This window comes from Micromonospora sp. NPDC048887 (genome assembly GCF_040649715.1).
GTDB lineage: Bacteria > Actinomycetota > Actinomycetes > Mycobacteriales > Micromonosporaceae > Micromonospora.
The window spans coordinates 1-15,966 of record NZ_JBEZGA010000031.1 but is presented as its reverse complement, the minus strand read 5'-3'; the positions used below and the strand labels follow the sequence as shown (position 1 = coordinate 15,966).

At 72.8% G+C, this 15,966-nt stretch carries 10 protein-coding genes; 2 read left to right on the top strand and 8 right to left on the bottom strand.

Annotation, left to right across the window (positions count from 1 at the left end; translation table 11 throughout):
* Both AB0C17_RS28805 and AB0C17_RS28800 read right to left on the bottom strand, forming a co-directional pair.
* Positions 1-1,214 (bottom strand): N-acetylmuramoyl-L-alanine amidase (locus tag AB0C17_RS28805; protein ID WP_357475016.1); only part of this gene is annotated, 1,214 nt, incomplete at its 3' end.
* A gap of 20 nt (positions 1,215-1,234) precedes the next feature.
* Positions 1,235-2,686, bottom strand: a complete 1,452-nt coding sequence (locus AB0C17_RS28800) for a VCBS repeat-containing protein (RefSeq protein WP_357390993.1) — start codon at positions 2,684-2,686, stop codon at positions 1,235-1,237.
* Between the two features lie 240 nt (positions 2,687-2,926).
* Between AB0C17_RS28800 and AB0C17_RS28795 the strand changes: the two genes are divergently transcribed.
* Positions 2,927-3,991, top strand: coding sequence for a LacI family DNA-binding transcriptional regulator (locus tag AB0C17_RS28795; RefSeq protein WP_357390991.1), 1,065 nt, complete (start codon positions 2,927-2,929; stop codon positions 3,989-3,991).
* Here AB0C17_RS28795 and AB0C17_RS28790 read toward each other — a convergent pair.
* The 6 genes from AB0C17_RS28790 to AB0C17_RS28765 are packed head-to-tail and all read right to left on the bottom strand — an operon-like array spanning position 3,981 to position 14,905.
* Positions 3,981-5,615, bottom strand: a complete 1,635-nt coding sequence (locus tag AB0C17_RS28790; RefSeq protein ID WP_357390989.1) for a fucose isomerase — start codon at positions 5,613-5,615, stop codon at positions 3,981-3,983. The genes AB0C17_RS28795 and AB0C17_RS28790 overlap by 11 nt on opposite strands.
* 52 nt (positions 5,616-5,667) lie before the next feature.
* On the bottom strand, positions 5,668-6,660 hold the full coding sequence (locus AB0C17_RS28785; protein WP_357390987.1) for a substrate-binding domain-containing protein: 993 nt from the start codon (positions 6,658-6,660) through the stop codon (positions 5,668-5,670).
* Between the two features lie 25 nt (positions 6,661-6,685).
* Positions 6,686-7,780 carry an ABC transporter permease gene (locus AB0C17_RS28780; protein WP_357390985.1) on the bottom strand — a complete coding sequence of 365 codons (1,095 nt, stop codon included), beginning with the start codon at positions 7,778-7,780 and terminating at the stop codon, positions 6,686-6,688.
* On the bottom strand, positions 7,777-9,504 hold the full coding sequence (locus tag AB0C17_RS28775; protein ID WP_357390983.1) for an ATP-binding cassette domain-containing protein: 1,728 nt from the start codon (positions 9,502-9,504) through the stop codon (positions 7,777-7,779). Before AB0C17_RS28775 ends, AB0C17_RS28780 begins: the two co-directional genes overlap by 4 nt.
* On the bottom strand, positions 9,501-11,624 hold the full coding sequence (locus tag AB0C17_RS28770; RefSeq protein ID WP_357481374.1) for a family 43 glycosylhydrolase: 2,124 nt from the start codon (positions 11,622-11,624) through the stop codon (positions 9,501-9,503). The genes AB0C17_RS28775 and AB0C17_RS28770 overlap by 4 nt, the downstream gene beginning before the upstream one ends.
* Positions 11,624-14,905, bottom strand: a complete 3,282-nt coding sequence (locus AB0C17_RS28765; protein ID WP_357481371.1) for a DUF2961 domain-containing protein — start codon at positions 14,903-14,905, stop codon at positions 11,624-11,626. Before AB0C17_RS28765 ends, AB0C17_RS28770 begins: the two co-directional genes overlap by 1 nt.
* Before the next feature lie 393 nt (positions 14,906-15,298).
* Here AB0C17_RS28765 and AB0C17_RS28760 point away from each other — a divergent pair.
* On the top strand, positions 15,299-15,966 hold a 668-nt coding region (locus AB0C17_RS28760; protein ID WP_357475024.1), incomplete at its 3' end, for a M23 family metallopeptidase.

Here is a 15,966-nt window from a genome sequence, read left to right as displayed (position 1 = left end):
GACACGTAGGCGTCGGCGAGTGAGCCGTGCGTGAACGCCACCACGTCATCCCGGCCGTCACCGTTGAAATCGGTCGGCGAACCACCGAAATACCGCGCGGCCGGCCCGCCACCGCCCTGGTTAACCAGTGAGAGGTAGTAGTTCCAGTTCCAGTTCGGCCCCGGGTCGGTGTGGTCGTTGCCCGGGATCTCGTTGTGCCCCTTGATTCCGGTCCGGTTCTTCGGGATGCCGTACTTGTCGCACAGGTAGCGCGTCAGCGCGGCCGAGGAACGGTACATCGCGTCGGTGAACCAGGCCGGGTTGTCCACGTACCCCTCGTGCTCGATGCCGACGCCGTACGCGTTGCCGGACCGGGCGTGGTACGCGGTGTCGCCCTCGCGGACCATCTGGGTGATCTCGCCGTTGCTGGACTTCACCACGTAGTGGGCGCTGACGCCGGACGACGGGTTCTGGAACCAGCTGACGGTGCCGGCGTACGAGCCCTGGGTGACGTGGAGGATCACGGTGGTGATCCGGCTGGACCGCCCGACGCCGTAGTTCGCGCCGTTCGCGGCGACCCACCGCGCCGCCGGGTACTCCGGCACGGCGGCGGCGAGCGTACGGGACGCCGTGCCGGCGGGCGGAACCGTGGCGTAGCGGCCGCGCTCCGGCTCGACCCGGTACGCCCGGACCGGCACGGCGCCCGGGATGCCCTGCTGCACCAGCTCGTAGATCCCGTCCGCGTACAGGCGGGCGGTGGCGTCGTCTGCCGCGCCGCCGTACCGCGCCACCACCGGATACCAGGCGGTGACCCGGTCCCGGTCCCGCGCGGTCAGCCCTTCGGCGTCGGCCAGTTCGCGCAGCACCGCCGCGCCGCCGCGGATGTTGGCGGGCGTGACGGTCTTCAGGCGCGCGACCGGCTCACCGGTCAACGCCGCCGCCCGTTCCAGGCTGCGCTGGGCGGGGTTGCTCACCAGGTGCATCACCCCGTAGCCGTTCGCCTGGCTCGGCTTGCCGCCGTGCCCGTCCAGGCGGGACTCGCCGTAGCCGACCGCCACCAGGACGTCCCGGGGCACGTCGTACTCCTGCGCCGCCCGCACGAAGGCGGTGTCCAGCGCGGTACGGCCCGGCGGCGTCGCGGACGCGGACGCGGGCTGCACCGCGACCGCGCCGGCGAGCGCCGCGGCCAGCAGGGCGACGCCGACGCGCCGCCGTCTCCGTCGTGTTCCGGCCACGGGGGCCTCCCATCCTGGCGTCACAGCGTCACCTCACCGGTGAGGCCGAAGTAGTCGTGCCACTTGCTGCTGGCACCGAACGTGGTGCCGGTGGACAGGGCGACGTAGACGTCGTTCGTGGCGCCCTTGGTGAAGACGATGAGGTCGTCCTTGCCGTCGCCGTTGGCGTCGCCCAGGTAGGGGAACTCGCCCGGCAGGCAGAAGAAGTCGTGCCATTTGATGGTGGTGCCGGTGAACGACGAACCGGTGGAGGTGGCGGCGTAGACGTCGGCGTCGGTGTTGCAGGTGAAGGTGACGATGTCGTCGCGTCCGTCACCGTTGATGTCGCCGACGCGGGGCTGCTCGGTGCCGACGGCGAACAGGTCGTGCCACTTCTGCGGCGCCCCGAAACCACTGCCCGTCGACAGGGCGACGATCACGTCCGCCGCCGACGCGGGGCCCTGGGTGAAGGTGATGATGTCATCGCGGCCGTCGCCGTTGACGTCCCCGAGCGCGGGGAACTCCCCGGCGATGGAGAAGTAGTCGTGCCACTTCACCGCCGTACCGGCGAACGACGAACCGGTCGACAACGCCACGTAGACGTCCGCCGTCGCGTCGTGCGTGAACGCGACGATGTCGTCGCGGCCGTCGCCGTTGACGTCGCCGACGGCGGCGATCTCCGCGCCGGGGGCGAACCAGTCGTGCCACCTGCCCGGCGACGTGAACGCCGACCCGTTCGACAGCGCCACGTACACGTCGCCGGTGTTGCCGTGCGCGAACGTGACGATGTCGTCGCGGCCGTCGCCGTTGACGTCGCCCGTCGACGCGGTCTCCCCGCCGATGGAGAAGAAGTCGTTCCACTTCACCGACGTCCCGGCGAAGCCGGTGCCGGTCGACGTGCTCGCGTACACGTCGGCGGTGGCGTTCTGGGTGAAGGTGAGGATGTCGTCGCGGCCGTCGCCGTTGACGTCCGTCGACGAGCCGCCGGCCATGCCGTGGGTACGCGCCGCCTGGTTGAGCAGCGTCCGCGCGGTCGCCGCCGCCTGGTCGTACCGGTCGGGGAAGCCTGACCGCTGGACGCACTGGGCGACCTGCCCGGCGGTGTGGCCGGGGTTGTTGCGGTCGCAGGTGATCGCGCGGGTGACGTACTGCGTGGTGGCGTAGACCGGGTCCATGATCTGCTCCAGGGTGCCCCAGCCGTAGTCCCAGCGCTGCTGGAACACGCCCAGGCTCGACTTGTCGCCGCAGGGCAGGTTGTTCATGTGGGACTCGACCCACCCCGCCTCGAAGGTGGAGAGCATGACCTTGTCGTCGACGTTGTACGACCGGGCCACCCGGTAGACGATCACGGTGACGGCGGGGTCGTGGGTGGCCGGGACGGACGGGCAGGCGAGCGTGCCGATCGGTACGGCGGCCGCCGGCGCGCCGACCGCGCCGGCCGCCGTGACGGTGCAGAGCGCGACAAGCAGCGCCAGCAGGTTTCGTCTCACCATGCTCCTCGGGGGTGTGGGCTGACCAGGCGGCGCCGGGCGAGAAATCGATTGCTGACGAGTCTCGTAGTCATCCACATCGATGTCAATAGCGCCGGCGGGCCCGGCCCACCCGGCCGGAAATCGATTGCTGGACGGGTATAGGATTCCGAGCGATCTCCCGCGGTGGCGGTCTCCCTCCGGTACGTCACCATCCGACGGGGGCCGGGTCGGAGCAGCCCGGGCGACGACGACGGGAGCGCGATGACGACCATCTACGACGTGGCGCGTCGCGCGGGAGTGTCACCGGCGACCGTCTCCCGCGTCCTCAACGGGCGCGCCTCGGTCGACCCGGAGATGGCCGCCCGGGTGCGGCAGGCCGCGCAGGACCTGGACTACCGCCCGAACGCCGTCGCGCGCAGCCTGCGCCGCAGCCGGACCAGTCTCTGGGCGGTCATCATCTCCGACATCGGGAACCCGTTCTTCACCTCGATGGTGCGCGGCGTCGAGGACGTCGCGCAGGAGGCCGGCTTCTCCGTCGTGCTCTGCAACGGCGACGAGGACCCGGAGAAGGAGGCCCGCTACGTGGCGGCGGCCCTGGCCGAGCGGATGGCCGGGGTGATCATCTCCTCGTCCGGGAAGCCCGCCCTGATCAGCCGCCTGGTGCAGGCGCGCATCCCGGTCGTGGCGATCGACCGACAACCGCGCGGCGTCGAGGTGGACACCGTGCTGGTGGACAACACCCACGGCGCCGAGCAGGCGACCGCCCACCTGGTGCACAGCGGTTACCGGCGGATCGCGTGCATCACCGGCCCGCGCCGGATCTCCACCGCCATGCAGCGGCTGCGGGGCTACCAGCGGGCCCTGAAGGCCAGCGGACGCCAGGCCACCGAGGACCTGATCCGGTACGCCGACTTCCGCGAGGAGGGCGGCTACCGCGCGATGGCCTCGCTGCTGGAGACCGCCGAGCCGCCGGACGCGGTGTTCGCGGCGAACAACCTGATGACGGTGGGCGCCGTCGAATGCCTCGTGGACAACGGCATCGGCGTACCCGACCCGTTCGGCATCGTCGGGTTCGACGACATCCCGTGGGCGCACCTGGTCCGGCCCTCGCTGAGCACCGTCGCACAGCCCACGTACGACCTGGGACGGACCGCCGCGACGCTGCTGGTCGAGCGGATCGCCGACCCGGCCAAGGTGCCCTCGACCGTGGTGCTCCACACCGAGCTGCGGGTCCGTGAGAGCTCGGCGCCGTCGGCCCGCCGGCGGGGCCGAGCCGCCGGCCGTACCCCGTCGCACGGCACTGCCGCCGGCTCGCTCAGATCGTGACCTCCCCGCACAGGTGCACCCGTACGCCCAGCTCGGCGAAGAGGGCGGCCTTGACCCGTAGCGCGCGGTCGGCGGTGTCGGCGTCGGGCCCGTAGACCACGTTGACGTGATTGGCCTTGTGCCGGGCCATCAACTGGTCGCGGCCCACGCCGTGCAGCACGGCGTGCATGATCGGCCACTGCGGTGTGGTGGCGTCCAGCCGCCGCCGGGTCTCCGCCTCGGGCAGCTCCACCACGGTGCCGCGCCCGAGGTCCACGTGCAGGCAGCCGTCCATCACGAACACCCGCGACCAGACGATCTCCCCCGGCTTCGACACGCCGCTGAGCGTGCCGCCGCCGAGCGGGAAGTACATCGGCGGCTGACGCATGCTGTACGACCTGTCGTAGCCGCCGTTGTGCGACGCGGGCACCGAACCGGAGATCTCGAAGACCCAGACGAAGTGCTCGCCGTACCGCTGTCCCCAGCGGATGTCGTGCAGCGTCGTCGCCGGGTCCAGGCCCATCGCGGTCCAGATCCGGTTGGTGACAAGCGAGTCCACAGCGACGCCCTCGTCGACCTCGTTGAAGTGCGGCAGCGCCGCGCCCGGGTACAGCTCCCGGGAGCCGTCCCGGCTGGTCACCGGGGGGCGTTCGACGTTGTTCAGCAGCCCTTCGGCCAGGTCGCTGGCCGGGACGGTGTCCTTGAGCCCCTGCTGGTACTGGATGCCGACCGCGTCCAGGCCGAAGTCGTCGGCGATGCGCAGCGCGGCGACGTACATCCGGCACTGGCTGAGCAGTTGGGCGTACGTCAGTTCGGTGGCCTCGTCGGTGCCGGTGTGGAACGTCATCCCGGCCGTCTCCAGCCAGGCGAGCACCGCCCGCGCCTCGGTGTCGGGCACCCGCGCCATCTCCGCCACGAGCGCGCTCTGCGAGAGGCGTTCCTTGAAGATGCCGATCGGGTTGAGCAGCTCGTCGTCGATGATGGCGTTGTACATGCCCATGCAGCCCTCGTCGAAGACTCCGATGACGGCCCGCTCGGAGACGAGCTGCCGGGCCAGCGCCACGCCGAGTTCGACCTCCTCGTCCGGCCGCAGCGCCGGCAGCGGGCGTACGTGGCTCTCGTCGTGCGTCACCTCGCCGGTCTCCAGCCACTTCTTCAGGCCGTCACGCGCCCACTCGTCGGTGAAGTCCTCACTCCACAGCGTCGAGTACCGCACGCCCGCCTTGGTGAGGCTGCCGGCGAGGTTGAGCAGGCCCACCAGCCCGGGGTACTGCCCGCTCCAGTTCGCCACCAGCAGGATCGGCCCGCGGTGGGCGCGCAGCCCGGCCAGCACGTGGTGGCTGTACTGCCAGACCGCCTCCACCACGATGAGCGGCACGTCGGCCGGGATGCTCCGGAAGACCTCGATCCCGGCGCGCTGGCTGTCGATGAAGCCGTGTCCTCTGACCGGGTCGACGTCGTGACCGCGCCGGACGTGCCAGCCGAGCGCGGTGACGGCGGCGGCGAGGTCGGCTTCGAGCTGCCGCTGGGTGGGCCAGCAGGTGACGTTCGCGCTCAGCCGCAGGTCGCCGCTGGCCACTGTGTAGACGGTGCGGGGCGGGGCGGCCGGACGCTCGACCGGCACGGGCAGTGTGTAACGGGTCACGGGGCGGCTCCCTCGACGGGCGGACGGTGGGCGGGACGGGACGCGGCCGCGTTCAGAGGCCACCGAGCTTCGCGTACGCCTCGGCGGCGTTCTCCCTGGTGATCCGCATGGTGCCCAGCGTGGTGGTACGCGGGACGTCCTCGGCGCAGTCGACGAGGATCTTCCGGGCCAGCTCGACCGCCTCCCGGCCGCCGGTGGCGTACTGGAACGTGGCGCCGAGCCGGCCCTGCTCGACGGCCTTGATCCCGCCGGAGGGCACCGGCAGCGCGTCGATTCCGGTGAACTTGATCCGCTGCACCATGCCCGCCGACTTCGCGGCGAGGTAGGCGCCCTCGGCCATCGGGTCGTTGTGCGCGTAGATCGCGGACACATCCGGGTGGGCCTTGATCAGCGCGTCCGCCACCGACTGTCCCTTCTCGCGCAGCCAGTCGCCGGGCTGGGAGGCGACGATCTGGATCTTCGGGTTGGCGGCGATGCCGTCGCGGAAGCCCTGCGCGCGCTCGGCGGCGGGGGTCGAGCCGGGCAGCCCGGCGATCTCGATCACCTTGCCGCCGTCGGGCAGCAGCGTCGTGGCGTAGAACTCGCCGGCCGCCTTGCCGATCGCCACGTTGTCGCCGCCGATGAACGCGGTGTACGCCTCCCCCTCGACCTTGCGGTCCAGCACGATCACCGGCACGCCCTGGTCGTACGCCTTCTTCACCACAGCGGTCAGCGGCTTGGCCTCGTTCGGCGAGATGATCAGCAGGTTGATCTTCTGGGTGAGGAAGTTCTCCACGTCGGCGACCTGCTTGCTGTTGTCCTGCGCGGCGTCGGAGACCACGACGCGGAAGCCGGGAACCGACTTCGCCGCCGTCTGCACGTCGTTGTTCATCACCTGCCGGTACGGCTCGGCGTTGTTGGCCTGGGACATGCCGATCAGGAAGTCCTTGCCGGCGCCGCAGGCGCGGGCCTGCCCGGCGTCGTCGGACGGTTTCTCGACGCTGCACCCCGTCGCCGCCAGCGCGCCGGTGACCAGCAGCGCGAGCAGTGTGGTTCGCTTGTCCATCGGTGGCTCCTCGGAGTCGGTTCGGTCAGGCGATGCCGCGGCGCAGCTTCTGCAACGCCGCCGCGAGCACGATCACCAGTCCTTTGATCAGCAGCTGGACGTTGGCGTCGATGTTGTTGAGCGCGAGGATGTTGTTGAGGATGCCGAGCAGCAGCGCGCCGGCCAGGGTGCCGCCCATCGAGCCGGAGCCGCCGGCCAGGCTGGTGCCGCCGATGACGACGGCGGCGATCGCATCCAGCTCGTATCCGGCGCCGTCGTTCGGGCTGCCCTGGTTGAGCTGTCCCGCGTGGACGACGCCGGCCACCGCCGCCAGGAGGCCGGCGACGGCGAACACGGCGACCTTGACCCGGGTCACGGGTACGCCCGAGAGCCGGGCCGCCTTCTCGTTGCCGCCGATCGCGTAGACGTGCCGGGCGAACGCTGTCGTCCGCAGCACCACGACAGCGGCCACCCCGATCAGGACGAACAGCACCGCCGGCACCGGGAGCACGCCGTTTATCGAGCCGTTCAGCAGTTCGAAGGCGGGCGGCGCCTCCTGGGGTCCGTCGCCGTAGGCGATCGGGATGCCGAGGCCGCCGGACCAGATCCGGGCGATGCCCCGGGCGACCTGGAGACCGGCCAGGGTGACGATGAACGACTGGATGCCGAGGCGGGCCACGGCGTATCCCTGGAGTGCGCCGAACAGCGCGCCGATCGCGAGCACCGCCGCGACGGCGGGCAGGATGCCCAGCCCGGAGTCGACCATGAGCGTCGCGGTGCCGACTGCCGACAGGCCGAGGATCGCCCCGACCGACAGGTCGATGCCGCCGAGCAGGATGACGAATGTCATTCCGATCGCGATGATGCCGATCTCCGACACCGCGCGGACGATGTTCCCCAGGTTGCCGGCGGTGAGGAAGAGGATCTCGCCGTCGCGGCGCGGTGAGGCGAGGATCGCCACGACGAAGACCACGAGCAGCGCGAAGAGGCTCTGCACCGCGAAGAGCCGGTCGGCGAGTTCCCGGCGGCTGCGCGGGCGGCGCAGCCAGCGGGCGGTGGCGCCGCGCAGCCCGACCGTACCGGCGGCGGGCGGCGCCTCGGTCACGGCCGGCTCGGGCGGCGGCACGCGGGTGTCGGTCATCTGTCGTCCCTTCCGCCGGCCGGGCCGCCCATCGCCGCCGCGAGGATGTCCTCGCCGGTGCAGCCGTCGGTGGCGAGGTCGGCCACGGCACGGCCGCGGCGCAGCACCACCACCCGGTCGCAGACGCCGAGCAGCTCGGGCAGTTCCGAGGAGGCGAGCAGGATGCCCATGCCGTCGTCGGCGAGCCGGCGCAGCAGCCGGTAGATCTCCGCCTTCGCCCCGATGTCGACGCCGCGGGTCGGCTCGTCCAACAGGAGCAGCCGCGGCTCGGTGAGCAGGTGCCGGGCGAAGACCACCTTTTGCTGGTTGCCGCCGGAGAGCGCGCCGACCGGCGTGGCCGCCGACGCCGTCTTGATCGCCAGGCCGGTGACCGACCGCGCGACGGCGGCCCGTTCCCGGCGTCGGCTGACGATCCCGGCCGAGGTCAGCCTGGACAGCGCGGCCAGCACGATGCTCCGGCCGACCGGGTGTTCCAGGACGAGCGCGGAACGGCGCCGGTCCTCGGGGACGAAGCCGACGCCGGCACGCAGCGCCGCGCGGGGACGGCGCGGCGCGTACGGGCGGCCGGCCAGCAGGACCGTGCCGGTGCGGCGGCCGGCGGGCCCGGCGCCGAAGAGGGTCTCCAGCAGTTCGGTACGGCCGGCGCCCATCAGTCCGGCCAGGCCGACGATCTCGCCTGCGCGCACGGTCAGGCTGACGCCGTCCGGCTCGCAGCGGCCGGGCCGGGGCGCCCGGGGCCGCACGGCCAGGTCGGTGACGCGCAACAGCGGACCGGCACCGGTCCCGGCCGTCTCGCGGCGCGGAGCGGACGTGCCGGCCACGTCCGCCGTTTCGGGATGCGGAGCGGGACTGCCGGCCGGGTCCGCCGGCTCGGGATGCGGAGCGGGACTGCCGGCGGCGTCCGCCGGCTCGGGATGCGGGCCGGGGCTGCCGGCCGGGGCGGGCTTGAACAGCGACGCGGCCCGGCCGCCGACCATCATCGCCACGATCCGCCGCCGGTCCATCCGGCCGGCCGGCACGACACCGGCGACCGAACCGTTGCGCAGCACCGTCGCGCGGTCCGCGACGACCTCGATCTCCTCCATCCGGTGGGAGATGTAGACGACACCGACGCCCCGCCGGCGCAGGCCGTCGACGGTGGTGAACAGCCGCCGCACCTCCCCGTCGGCGAGCGCGGCCGTCGGCTCGTCCATGACGAGCACGCGGGCGTCCAGGGCGAGCGCCTTGGCGATCTCGACGAGCTGCTGCTCCCCCACCCGCAGCGAGCCCACCGGGCGGCGCGGGTCGATGTCGGCGCCGAGCCGGTCCAGGTGCTCCCGCGCGGTACGCGCCGCGGCCCGCCGGTCGACTGTGCGCAGCCGGGTCCGGGGCTCCCGCCCGAGCACCAGGTTGTCGGCCACCGACAGCGCGGGCACCAGGTCGAGTTCCTGGTGGATGGTCGCGATGCCGGCGGCCTGGGCGGCGGCCGGGCCGGTGAACCGTACCGGCGTCCCGTCGACTGTGACCTCTCCGTCGTAGTCGGTGATGACGCCGGAGAGAATGTTGATCAGGGTGGACTTGCCCGCGCCGTTCTCGCCCAGCAGCGCGTGCACCTCACCGGCGCGCACGTCGAAGTCGACGCCGTGGAGGGCAGTCACGCCGCCGAACCGCTTGGCCACGCCGGTCGTAGCGACCACCACCCGGCCGCTCGGGCCGGGCGCGTCGCGGGTGTCCACGCCGGTCACGGGATCGCGTTTGTCGCGGCGTGCGCGGCGTCGGCGAACGGCACGTCCCGCCGGACCCCGCTCGCGGTCAGGCGCCAGGTGCCGCCCGCGTACTGGCCGGGCGCCCAGGACAGGCCGCCGGCGCGCCACAGCGGTTGCCAGGCGGCCATCGCGTGGCCGGCGTCGTACCAGGTGTTGTCGCCGCGCCAGGCCGACCCCCACCGGTGCGACGCGACCACCGAGAGCCCGTCGCCGGTGCTCATCGTCCAGCGGGGCATGCCGGTGACGTCACCCGTCGGCCGCGCCTCCACCGCCGGGTCGCCGACCAGCGGGGACGCGCCGTCGATGTTGAACGCCACCTCCCACACCGCTGCGGTCGGCCACCCGTTCACCGACCAGGTGACGTCGCTCTGCAACCCGGGGCCGGTCCACCGGGGCGTCACGGTGAGCAGCCAGTCGGCGGTGACCGGCTCGTCGCCGAACGGGATGCCGACCAGGTTGATCCGGGAGCCGTCGGCCGACACGTCGACCCGGGCCGGGGCGCCGGCCCGGTCGGTCACGTCGAACCGGCCGACGGCGAGGTACGGGCCGGTTCCCCGGTGCGACGAGTCGAGCGCGGGACGGTGGTTGCCGGCGCCGGCCGGGTCCACCGCCAGCTCGGCGATCCGGGCGCTGGGCCAGGTGCGCACGTCGGCGCGGAGGAAACCGGTGGTCACCGTCCAGCCGCGCGCCACCACGCCGGTCGACCAGGTCAGCGGCGCCAGCCAGAGCCCGCCCTGACCCCAGCCGGCGTGGGTCAGGTACCAGTTGGAGCCGTCCACCACGACCTCGGCGGCGTGCGCGTCCAGCACCGTCACCTTCTCCGCGCCGTCGAAGCGCAGCGGGTCGCGGCTGCGGTAGACGGCCGTCCGCCGGTACGCGGCGCCGTAGTCGGTGCCGTCGCAGCAGACGAAGAGGTACCACCAATCTCCTCGGCGCACCACGAACGGCGACTCCGTCTGCCCGCCCGCCTGCCCGGTGTGCGGCGACGTGTACGCGATCGCGCGGCCGCTCCACGAACGCAGGTCGGTGCTGGTCCGGTACGCCACGACGTGGTTGCCGCCGGACGGGCTCGACGTGGCCGTGTAGTACATGACCCAGCGGTCGCCGACCCGGGTCACCATCGGGTCGCGGCCCTCCCACCCGTCGGTGAACAGCGGGTTGGCGGAGCTGCGGGTCCAGGTGAACAGGTCGGTCGAGGTGGCCAGGTGCATGCGGTACCGGGCGTAGTCCGGGTTCCCGGCCGCGTAGAACATGTAGTAGACGCCGTCGTGGTGGACGACGTGCGGGGCCCAGATCCACTGCTCCCCGGCCCCGGGGTCGGCGGCCAGCGCCACCGGCCGTTTCGTCCACGGGCCGCTCGGGGTGGGCGCGGTGGCGTGCCCGAAGACCTTCTCGTCCTGCGGCGCGCCGGGTTCGGCGTGGGTGATGCCGAACAGGTGCCACACACCGGTCTGCTGGTGCCGTACCAGCGTGTGGTCGTTGTAGTACCAGGTCGTCGACTCCCCCGCGCTCGGGTCGTAGACGCGGGTGGACGCGCCCCGCGCCGACGTCTCGCCGAGCGTCTCGTACGGCGTCGTGGTGACCGCCGCGAGCGGGCCGACGCGGCGCAGCGTCACCGTGTCGAGCCCGGCGAAGAAGCCGGTGGAGGACGCGGACCGGCCGGTCACCGTGACGGTGAGGCGGTGCGTGCCGGCCGCCAGCGACGCCGAGCCCAGCGGTACCGCGCCGGAGCGCTGCACCGCGCCCGCGTACCCGTCGAAGAGCTGGCCCACCGCGACCCCGTCGACGGCGAAGCGCAGCGTGCCGTAGTCGCCGGCCCGGGTGAGCACCGCGCCGAGGTCGTACTGCCCGGCCGGCACCGACGGCAGCGTGAGCGTCACCGAGTCACCGGCGCGGGCGCCCCGGAACCACAGTTGCCGTCCGCCGGACCAGCTCACCCCGCAGCAGTCGGCCTGCGCGCCGACCGGCGCGGTGGCGGAGACGACGGCGAGCGACTCGGCTTCGAACCGGACCGGGTCGTCGGCCGGTGCCGGACCGGCCGGGACGGCGGCCAGGGCCGCCCCGAGCAGGAGCGCCGCGAGGACACGTCGGGCGCGCATCACGACACGCTCGGGCGGGGCAGGTCGGCGCCGGGGGCGAACTGGTCGTGCCAGCGGCTCCCCGGTGGGCCGAATCCTCCGCCGGTGGAGAGCGAGACGAACACGTCAGCGGTCAGGCCCCTGGTGAACGTGACCACGTCGGCCCGCCCGTCACCGTTGAAGTCCCCCACGCCGGGCAGCTCGTCGCCGAAGGCGAAGTGGTCGTGCCACTTCCAGGAGTGCTGCACGAAGCGGCCGCCGTCGGAGAGCGACACGAACACGTCGCCGGTCGTACCCCTGGTGAACGTCACGATGTCGTCCCGGCCGTCACCGTCCACGTCGCCCACCGCCGGCAGCTCGTTGCCGACGGCGAAGCTGTCGTGCCACTTCCAGCCGTCCTCCACGAAGCGGGTGCCGTCGGAGAGCGACACGAACACGTCGCCGGTCGTACCCCTGGTGAACGTCACGATGTCGTCCCGGCCGTCGCCGTCCACGTCGCCCACCGCCGGGAACTCGTCGCCGAGCGCGAAGTGGTCGTGCCACTTCACACCGGGCCCGAAGCCGGAGCCGGTGGAGAGCGCCACGTAGACGTCGGCGGCGGCGCCGCGGGTGAACGTGACGATGTCGGCACGGCCGTCGCCGTTGACGTCGCCGACCGCCGGGATCTCGGCGCCGACGGCGAAGAAGTCGTGCCACTTGACCCCGGCGGCGTACCCGGCGCCGGTGGAGAGCCCGACGTAGACGTCCGCGCTGTCGCCACGGGTGAACGTGATGACGTCCGCGCGGCCGTCGCCGTTGACGTCGCCGGTGAGCGGCACCTCCGCCCCGACCGCGAAGAAGTCGTTCCAGGGCCGGCTGTCCGGCACGAAACGGGTGCCGTCGGAGAGCGAGGTGAACACGTCGGCGGCGGCGCCGCGGGTGAAGTCGACGGCGTCGTCGCGGCGGTCGCCGTCGGCGTCGCTGGTGTTTCGGGTACGGGTGGTGGCCGACACCTCGGCCGAGGGCGCGGCGGTGTTGCCCGACCCGTCGACCGTTACGACCCGGTAGTAGCGGGTCTGCGCGGCGGGCAGCGGACCGTGCCGGAACGTGGTGGCACGCGTCGTGCCGACCAGGTTGGCGGCGGTGATCACCACCCCGGGGCTTCGGGACGCGTAGACGCGGTAGGAGACCACGCCGACGTCGTCGGCGGAGGGGGACCAGGTCAGGCCCAGCGCGTGCACGCGCCCGCCGGTCAGGGCGAGACCGGCGACCGGGGCCGGGGCGACGGTGTCGGTGAACGGCGCCACCATGCTGTCGGCCAGGTACCGGGAGGCGGTCCAGGCGGGTGCGCCGCTCGCCGGGGTGAGCTGGACGGTCACCGCCGACCGGCCCGCCGTCAGCGCCGCCGGCAGCACGAACTCGTCGGCCAGCCAGCGCTGCCTGTCGTTGCCCAGCGGCTGGAGCCACACCCCGGCCGGTGTGCCGTCCACCGACACGGCCGCCTGCTGGAAGCCGCCGGCCTGGTCGCCGTGGCGGCGCAGCCGTACCCCCTGGTTGGCCGGGTCGATCGCCAGCCGGAAGCGGACCGGGGCGGTCGTCGCGCGGACCTGGCCGGTCTGCGGGACGTTGTCGTCGTCGCCCTCGAACGCGGCGGTGAGCGCGGTCTGGGTCGCCCCGGAGTCGGTGTACGCGTGCGCGGCGCGGCTGGCGGCGTCGCCGGTGACGACGGTGTCGGTCCGGCGCGTGGTGACGGTGCGCTGGGTGTAGAGGAACGCGGTCGAGGCGTACTCGGCGGGCATGTCGTTGGCCGGTCCGTGCTCGATGCCGAAGCGCAGCGCGGTGCCGTAGGCCACCGCGTCGCCGATCATCAGCCGGTAGGCGGCGTCGCACTCGTCGGCGCATCCGCCGCCGCGGACCAGGTGCGCGGTGTTGCCGGTGAAGACGCCGCTGTACTCGCCGCGGTTGAAGTACCAGCCCGACTCGTAGAAGTCCTCGGTGCCGGTGCCGTAGATCTGCGGCGTGGGCGAACCGTCCACGTACACCCGCTCGTCGCCCTCCAGGTAGTTGCGGGTGTTGCCGCCGATGATGTGGCCGCGCATGGTCTGCGAGACGCCCACGAACCGGCCCCGGCCGGACTGGTCGGCGATGATCCAGTCGGCGCCGCCGACCGTCTCCGCGCGGCGTGACTGGGTGGTGAAGTAGCCGGCGCTGCCGTCGGCGGCGAGCCGGGACGTCCACTCGGCGCCGGGCGCCGACGTCACCTCGACCTCGACGCCGCTGACTGTGGCGCCTGTCGTGTTGACGAGCGTCACGGCGGCGGCGGTGCGGAACGGCATCGGCCACCAGGCGCTGTACCAGCCGCCGGGCGCGGAGTCCATGGCGAACATCAGCGACCGGACGGTGCGCTCGCCCAGCCCGGCGCCGAAGAACTCCCCGACCGGGCTGTCCACCGTGGCGCGCCCGTCGAACGTCATCCGCAGCCGCAGCCCGGCGAGCGTCGGCGCGCCCGCCGCGGCGTCCGGTACGCGCAGCCGCAGCGCGGTGATCGCCCGCGGCCCGGTCAGCGCGGCCAGCGACACCTGGCCCTGCGCCGGGGCGGTGACGGTGGCTCGGGTGGTGGCGGCGCCGGCCTGGGCGGGCTTCGGGTCGCGGGTGCCGGCGGCGCGCAGCAGCGTGACCACGTCGGTGGCCGGGTCGGCCGGGTCGAACCGGGACACCCCTGCCGCGTCGGCGAAGGTGCGGTAGGCCACGTGGTGGAACAGCGGGTTGTTCTGGGTGGTGATCCGCATGGACTCCCGGTAGGGCATCGGCACCTTGACGGTGACGCCGCCGGACGTCTGGTCGGCGTTGCTGACGAGCGGCGCGACGAACGGGCTGCCGAGCCGCCCGTCGACCAGGTCCTGGAGGTCGGCCTGGACGACCACGACGCCGTCGAGTTCGACGCGGATCCAGCCGGTGGCGCGGACGTTGCCGTCGTCGCGGGTGAACCAGATCGACTGCACCTCGCCCGGGCCGCGCGCCTCGGCGATCATGCAGCCGCCGCTCTGGCGCAGGCACGACCAGGTGCCGACGAAGCCGTCGTCGTTGGAACCGTCGCGGCCGAAGCTGGAGAACTGGTGGGTACGGCTGCCGGCGGCCAGCTCCGGCAGGCGGTCGAGCCGCCGGTAGGCGTCCCAGCCGATCGGGCCCTTGTCGTCCGCGACGGCGAGAGCGGTAGCGGGCGCCGACGTGGCGGTCGGAGCGGCGGACGAGGCCGCGGGCACGGCCACGGCCAGCAGCGCGACTGCTGCGGCGCCGGCCCAACGGCTGAAGCGGAGCCTCATCGGTGTCCCTTCCGAGCGCCGTGAGATCAGCGAGAAATCGATTGCTGGCGAGTTAACTTCCCGACTTCCACGGTTGTCAATACCTTGCGCCCGGCTTTCCCTCCGGGGCAGGAATCTTCACGGCACGCCGGCCCCTGACCCGCCCAGCCAGGCCCGGCGGAACCGGCACTGAAGGAAGTTTTCCTCCGACACGAACCACCCCGGCGGGTATTGACAGGTTCCGAAGTCTGCGGTTTCACTTCTCCTCAGCGCCACCGTCCCGCCGATCGGGACGCCAGCCGCCCCTCCTCCGACGCGAACTGTCAGGGCCCGCCCGTCGGCGACACCGGCCCCTGGCCTGACGCGCCCAGGCGCCGCTCTGCCAGTGCATCCCCTCCGATGAGGAGTTTCCGCATGCCCAGCTTCCCGACACGTGCCGCCCGGCGCGCCCTCGTCGCGCTGCTCACACTGGCCGCGGCCACCCTCACCGCGGTCGTGGTCACCCCGTCACCGGCGCTGGCCGCGCCGAACTTCAAGGCGCCGTTCCCGTGCGGGCAGCGGTGGACGTACAGCCACCACAGCGCCGAGGTGCGGCAGGCGCTGGACTTCGTCCGGGCCGACGGCGGCGTCACCGGCGGTACGCCCCAGGTGGCGTCCGCCGCCGGAGTCGCCCGCCGCTACTCGCAGCCCAGCGGCGCCGGCAACTACATCGTCATCGACCACGGCGGCGGGTGGACCACCTACTACTTCCATCTCAGCGCCTATTCGGTGCCCGACGGCGCCTACGTGCAGCAGGGGCAGCAGATCGGGATCACCGGCAGCACCGGCAACTCCTCCGGGGCGCACGTGCACTACGAGCAGCTCTACAACGGCGTCGGCCAGGTCATCTCGATAAACGGCGTCTCGCTCGCGCCGTATCCCGGCCAGTACAACCAGAGGTTCCTGGTCAGCGACAACTGCGGTACGCCACCGCCGCCGCCCGCGCCCCGGTATTTCGGTGGTTCGCCGACCGATTTCAACGGTGACGGCCGGGATGACGTGGTGGCGTTCACGCACGGCTCACTCGCCGACGCCTACGTGTC

What these genes read in the sequence shown, in the direction of transcription:
- AB0C17_RS28780 (WP_357390985.1), bottom strand. Translation starts at nt 7,780, where the DNA reads ATGACCGACACCCGCGTGCCGCCGCCCGAGCCGGCCGTGACCGAGGCG.
- AB0C17_RS28765 (WP_357481371.1), bottom strand. Translation starts at nt 14,905, where the DNA reads ATGAGGCTCCGCTTCAGCCGTTGGGCCGGCGCCGCAGCAGTCGCGCTG.
- AB0C17_RS28795 (WP_357390991.1), top strand. Translation starts at nt 2,927, where the DNA reads ATGACGACCATCTACGACGTGGCGCGTCGCGCGGGAGTGTCACCGGCG.
- AB0C17_RS28800 (WP_357390993.1), bottom strand. Translation starts at nt 2,686, where the DNA reads ATGGTGAGACGAAACCTGCTGGCGCTGCTTGTCGCGCTCTGCACCGTC.
- AB0C17_RS28785 (WP_357390987.1), bottom strand. Translation starts at nt 6,660, where the DNA reads ATGGACAAGCGAACCACACTGCTCGCGCTGCTGGTCACCGGCGCGCTG.
- AB0C17_RS28770 (WP_357481374.1), bottom strand. Translation starts at nt 11,624, where the DNA reads ATGCGCGCCCGACGTGTCCTCGCGGCGCTCCTGCTCGGGGCGGCCCTG.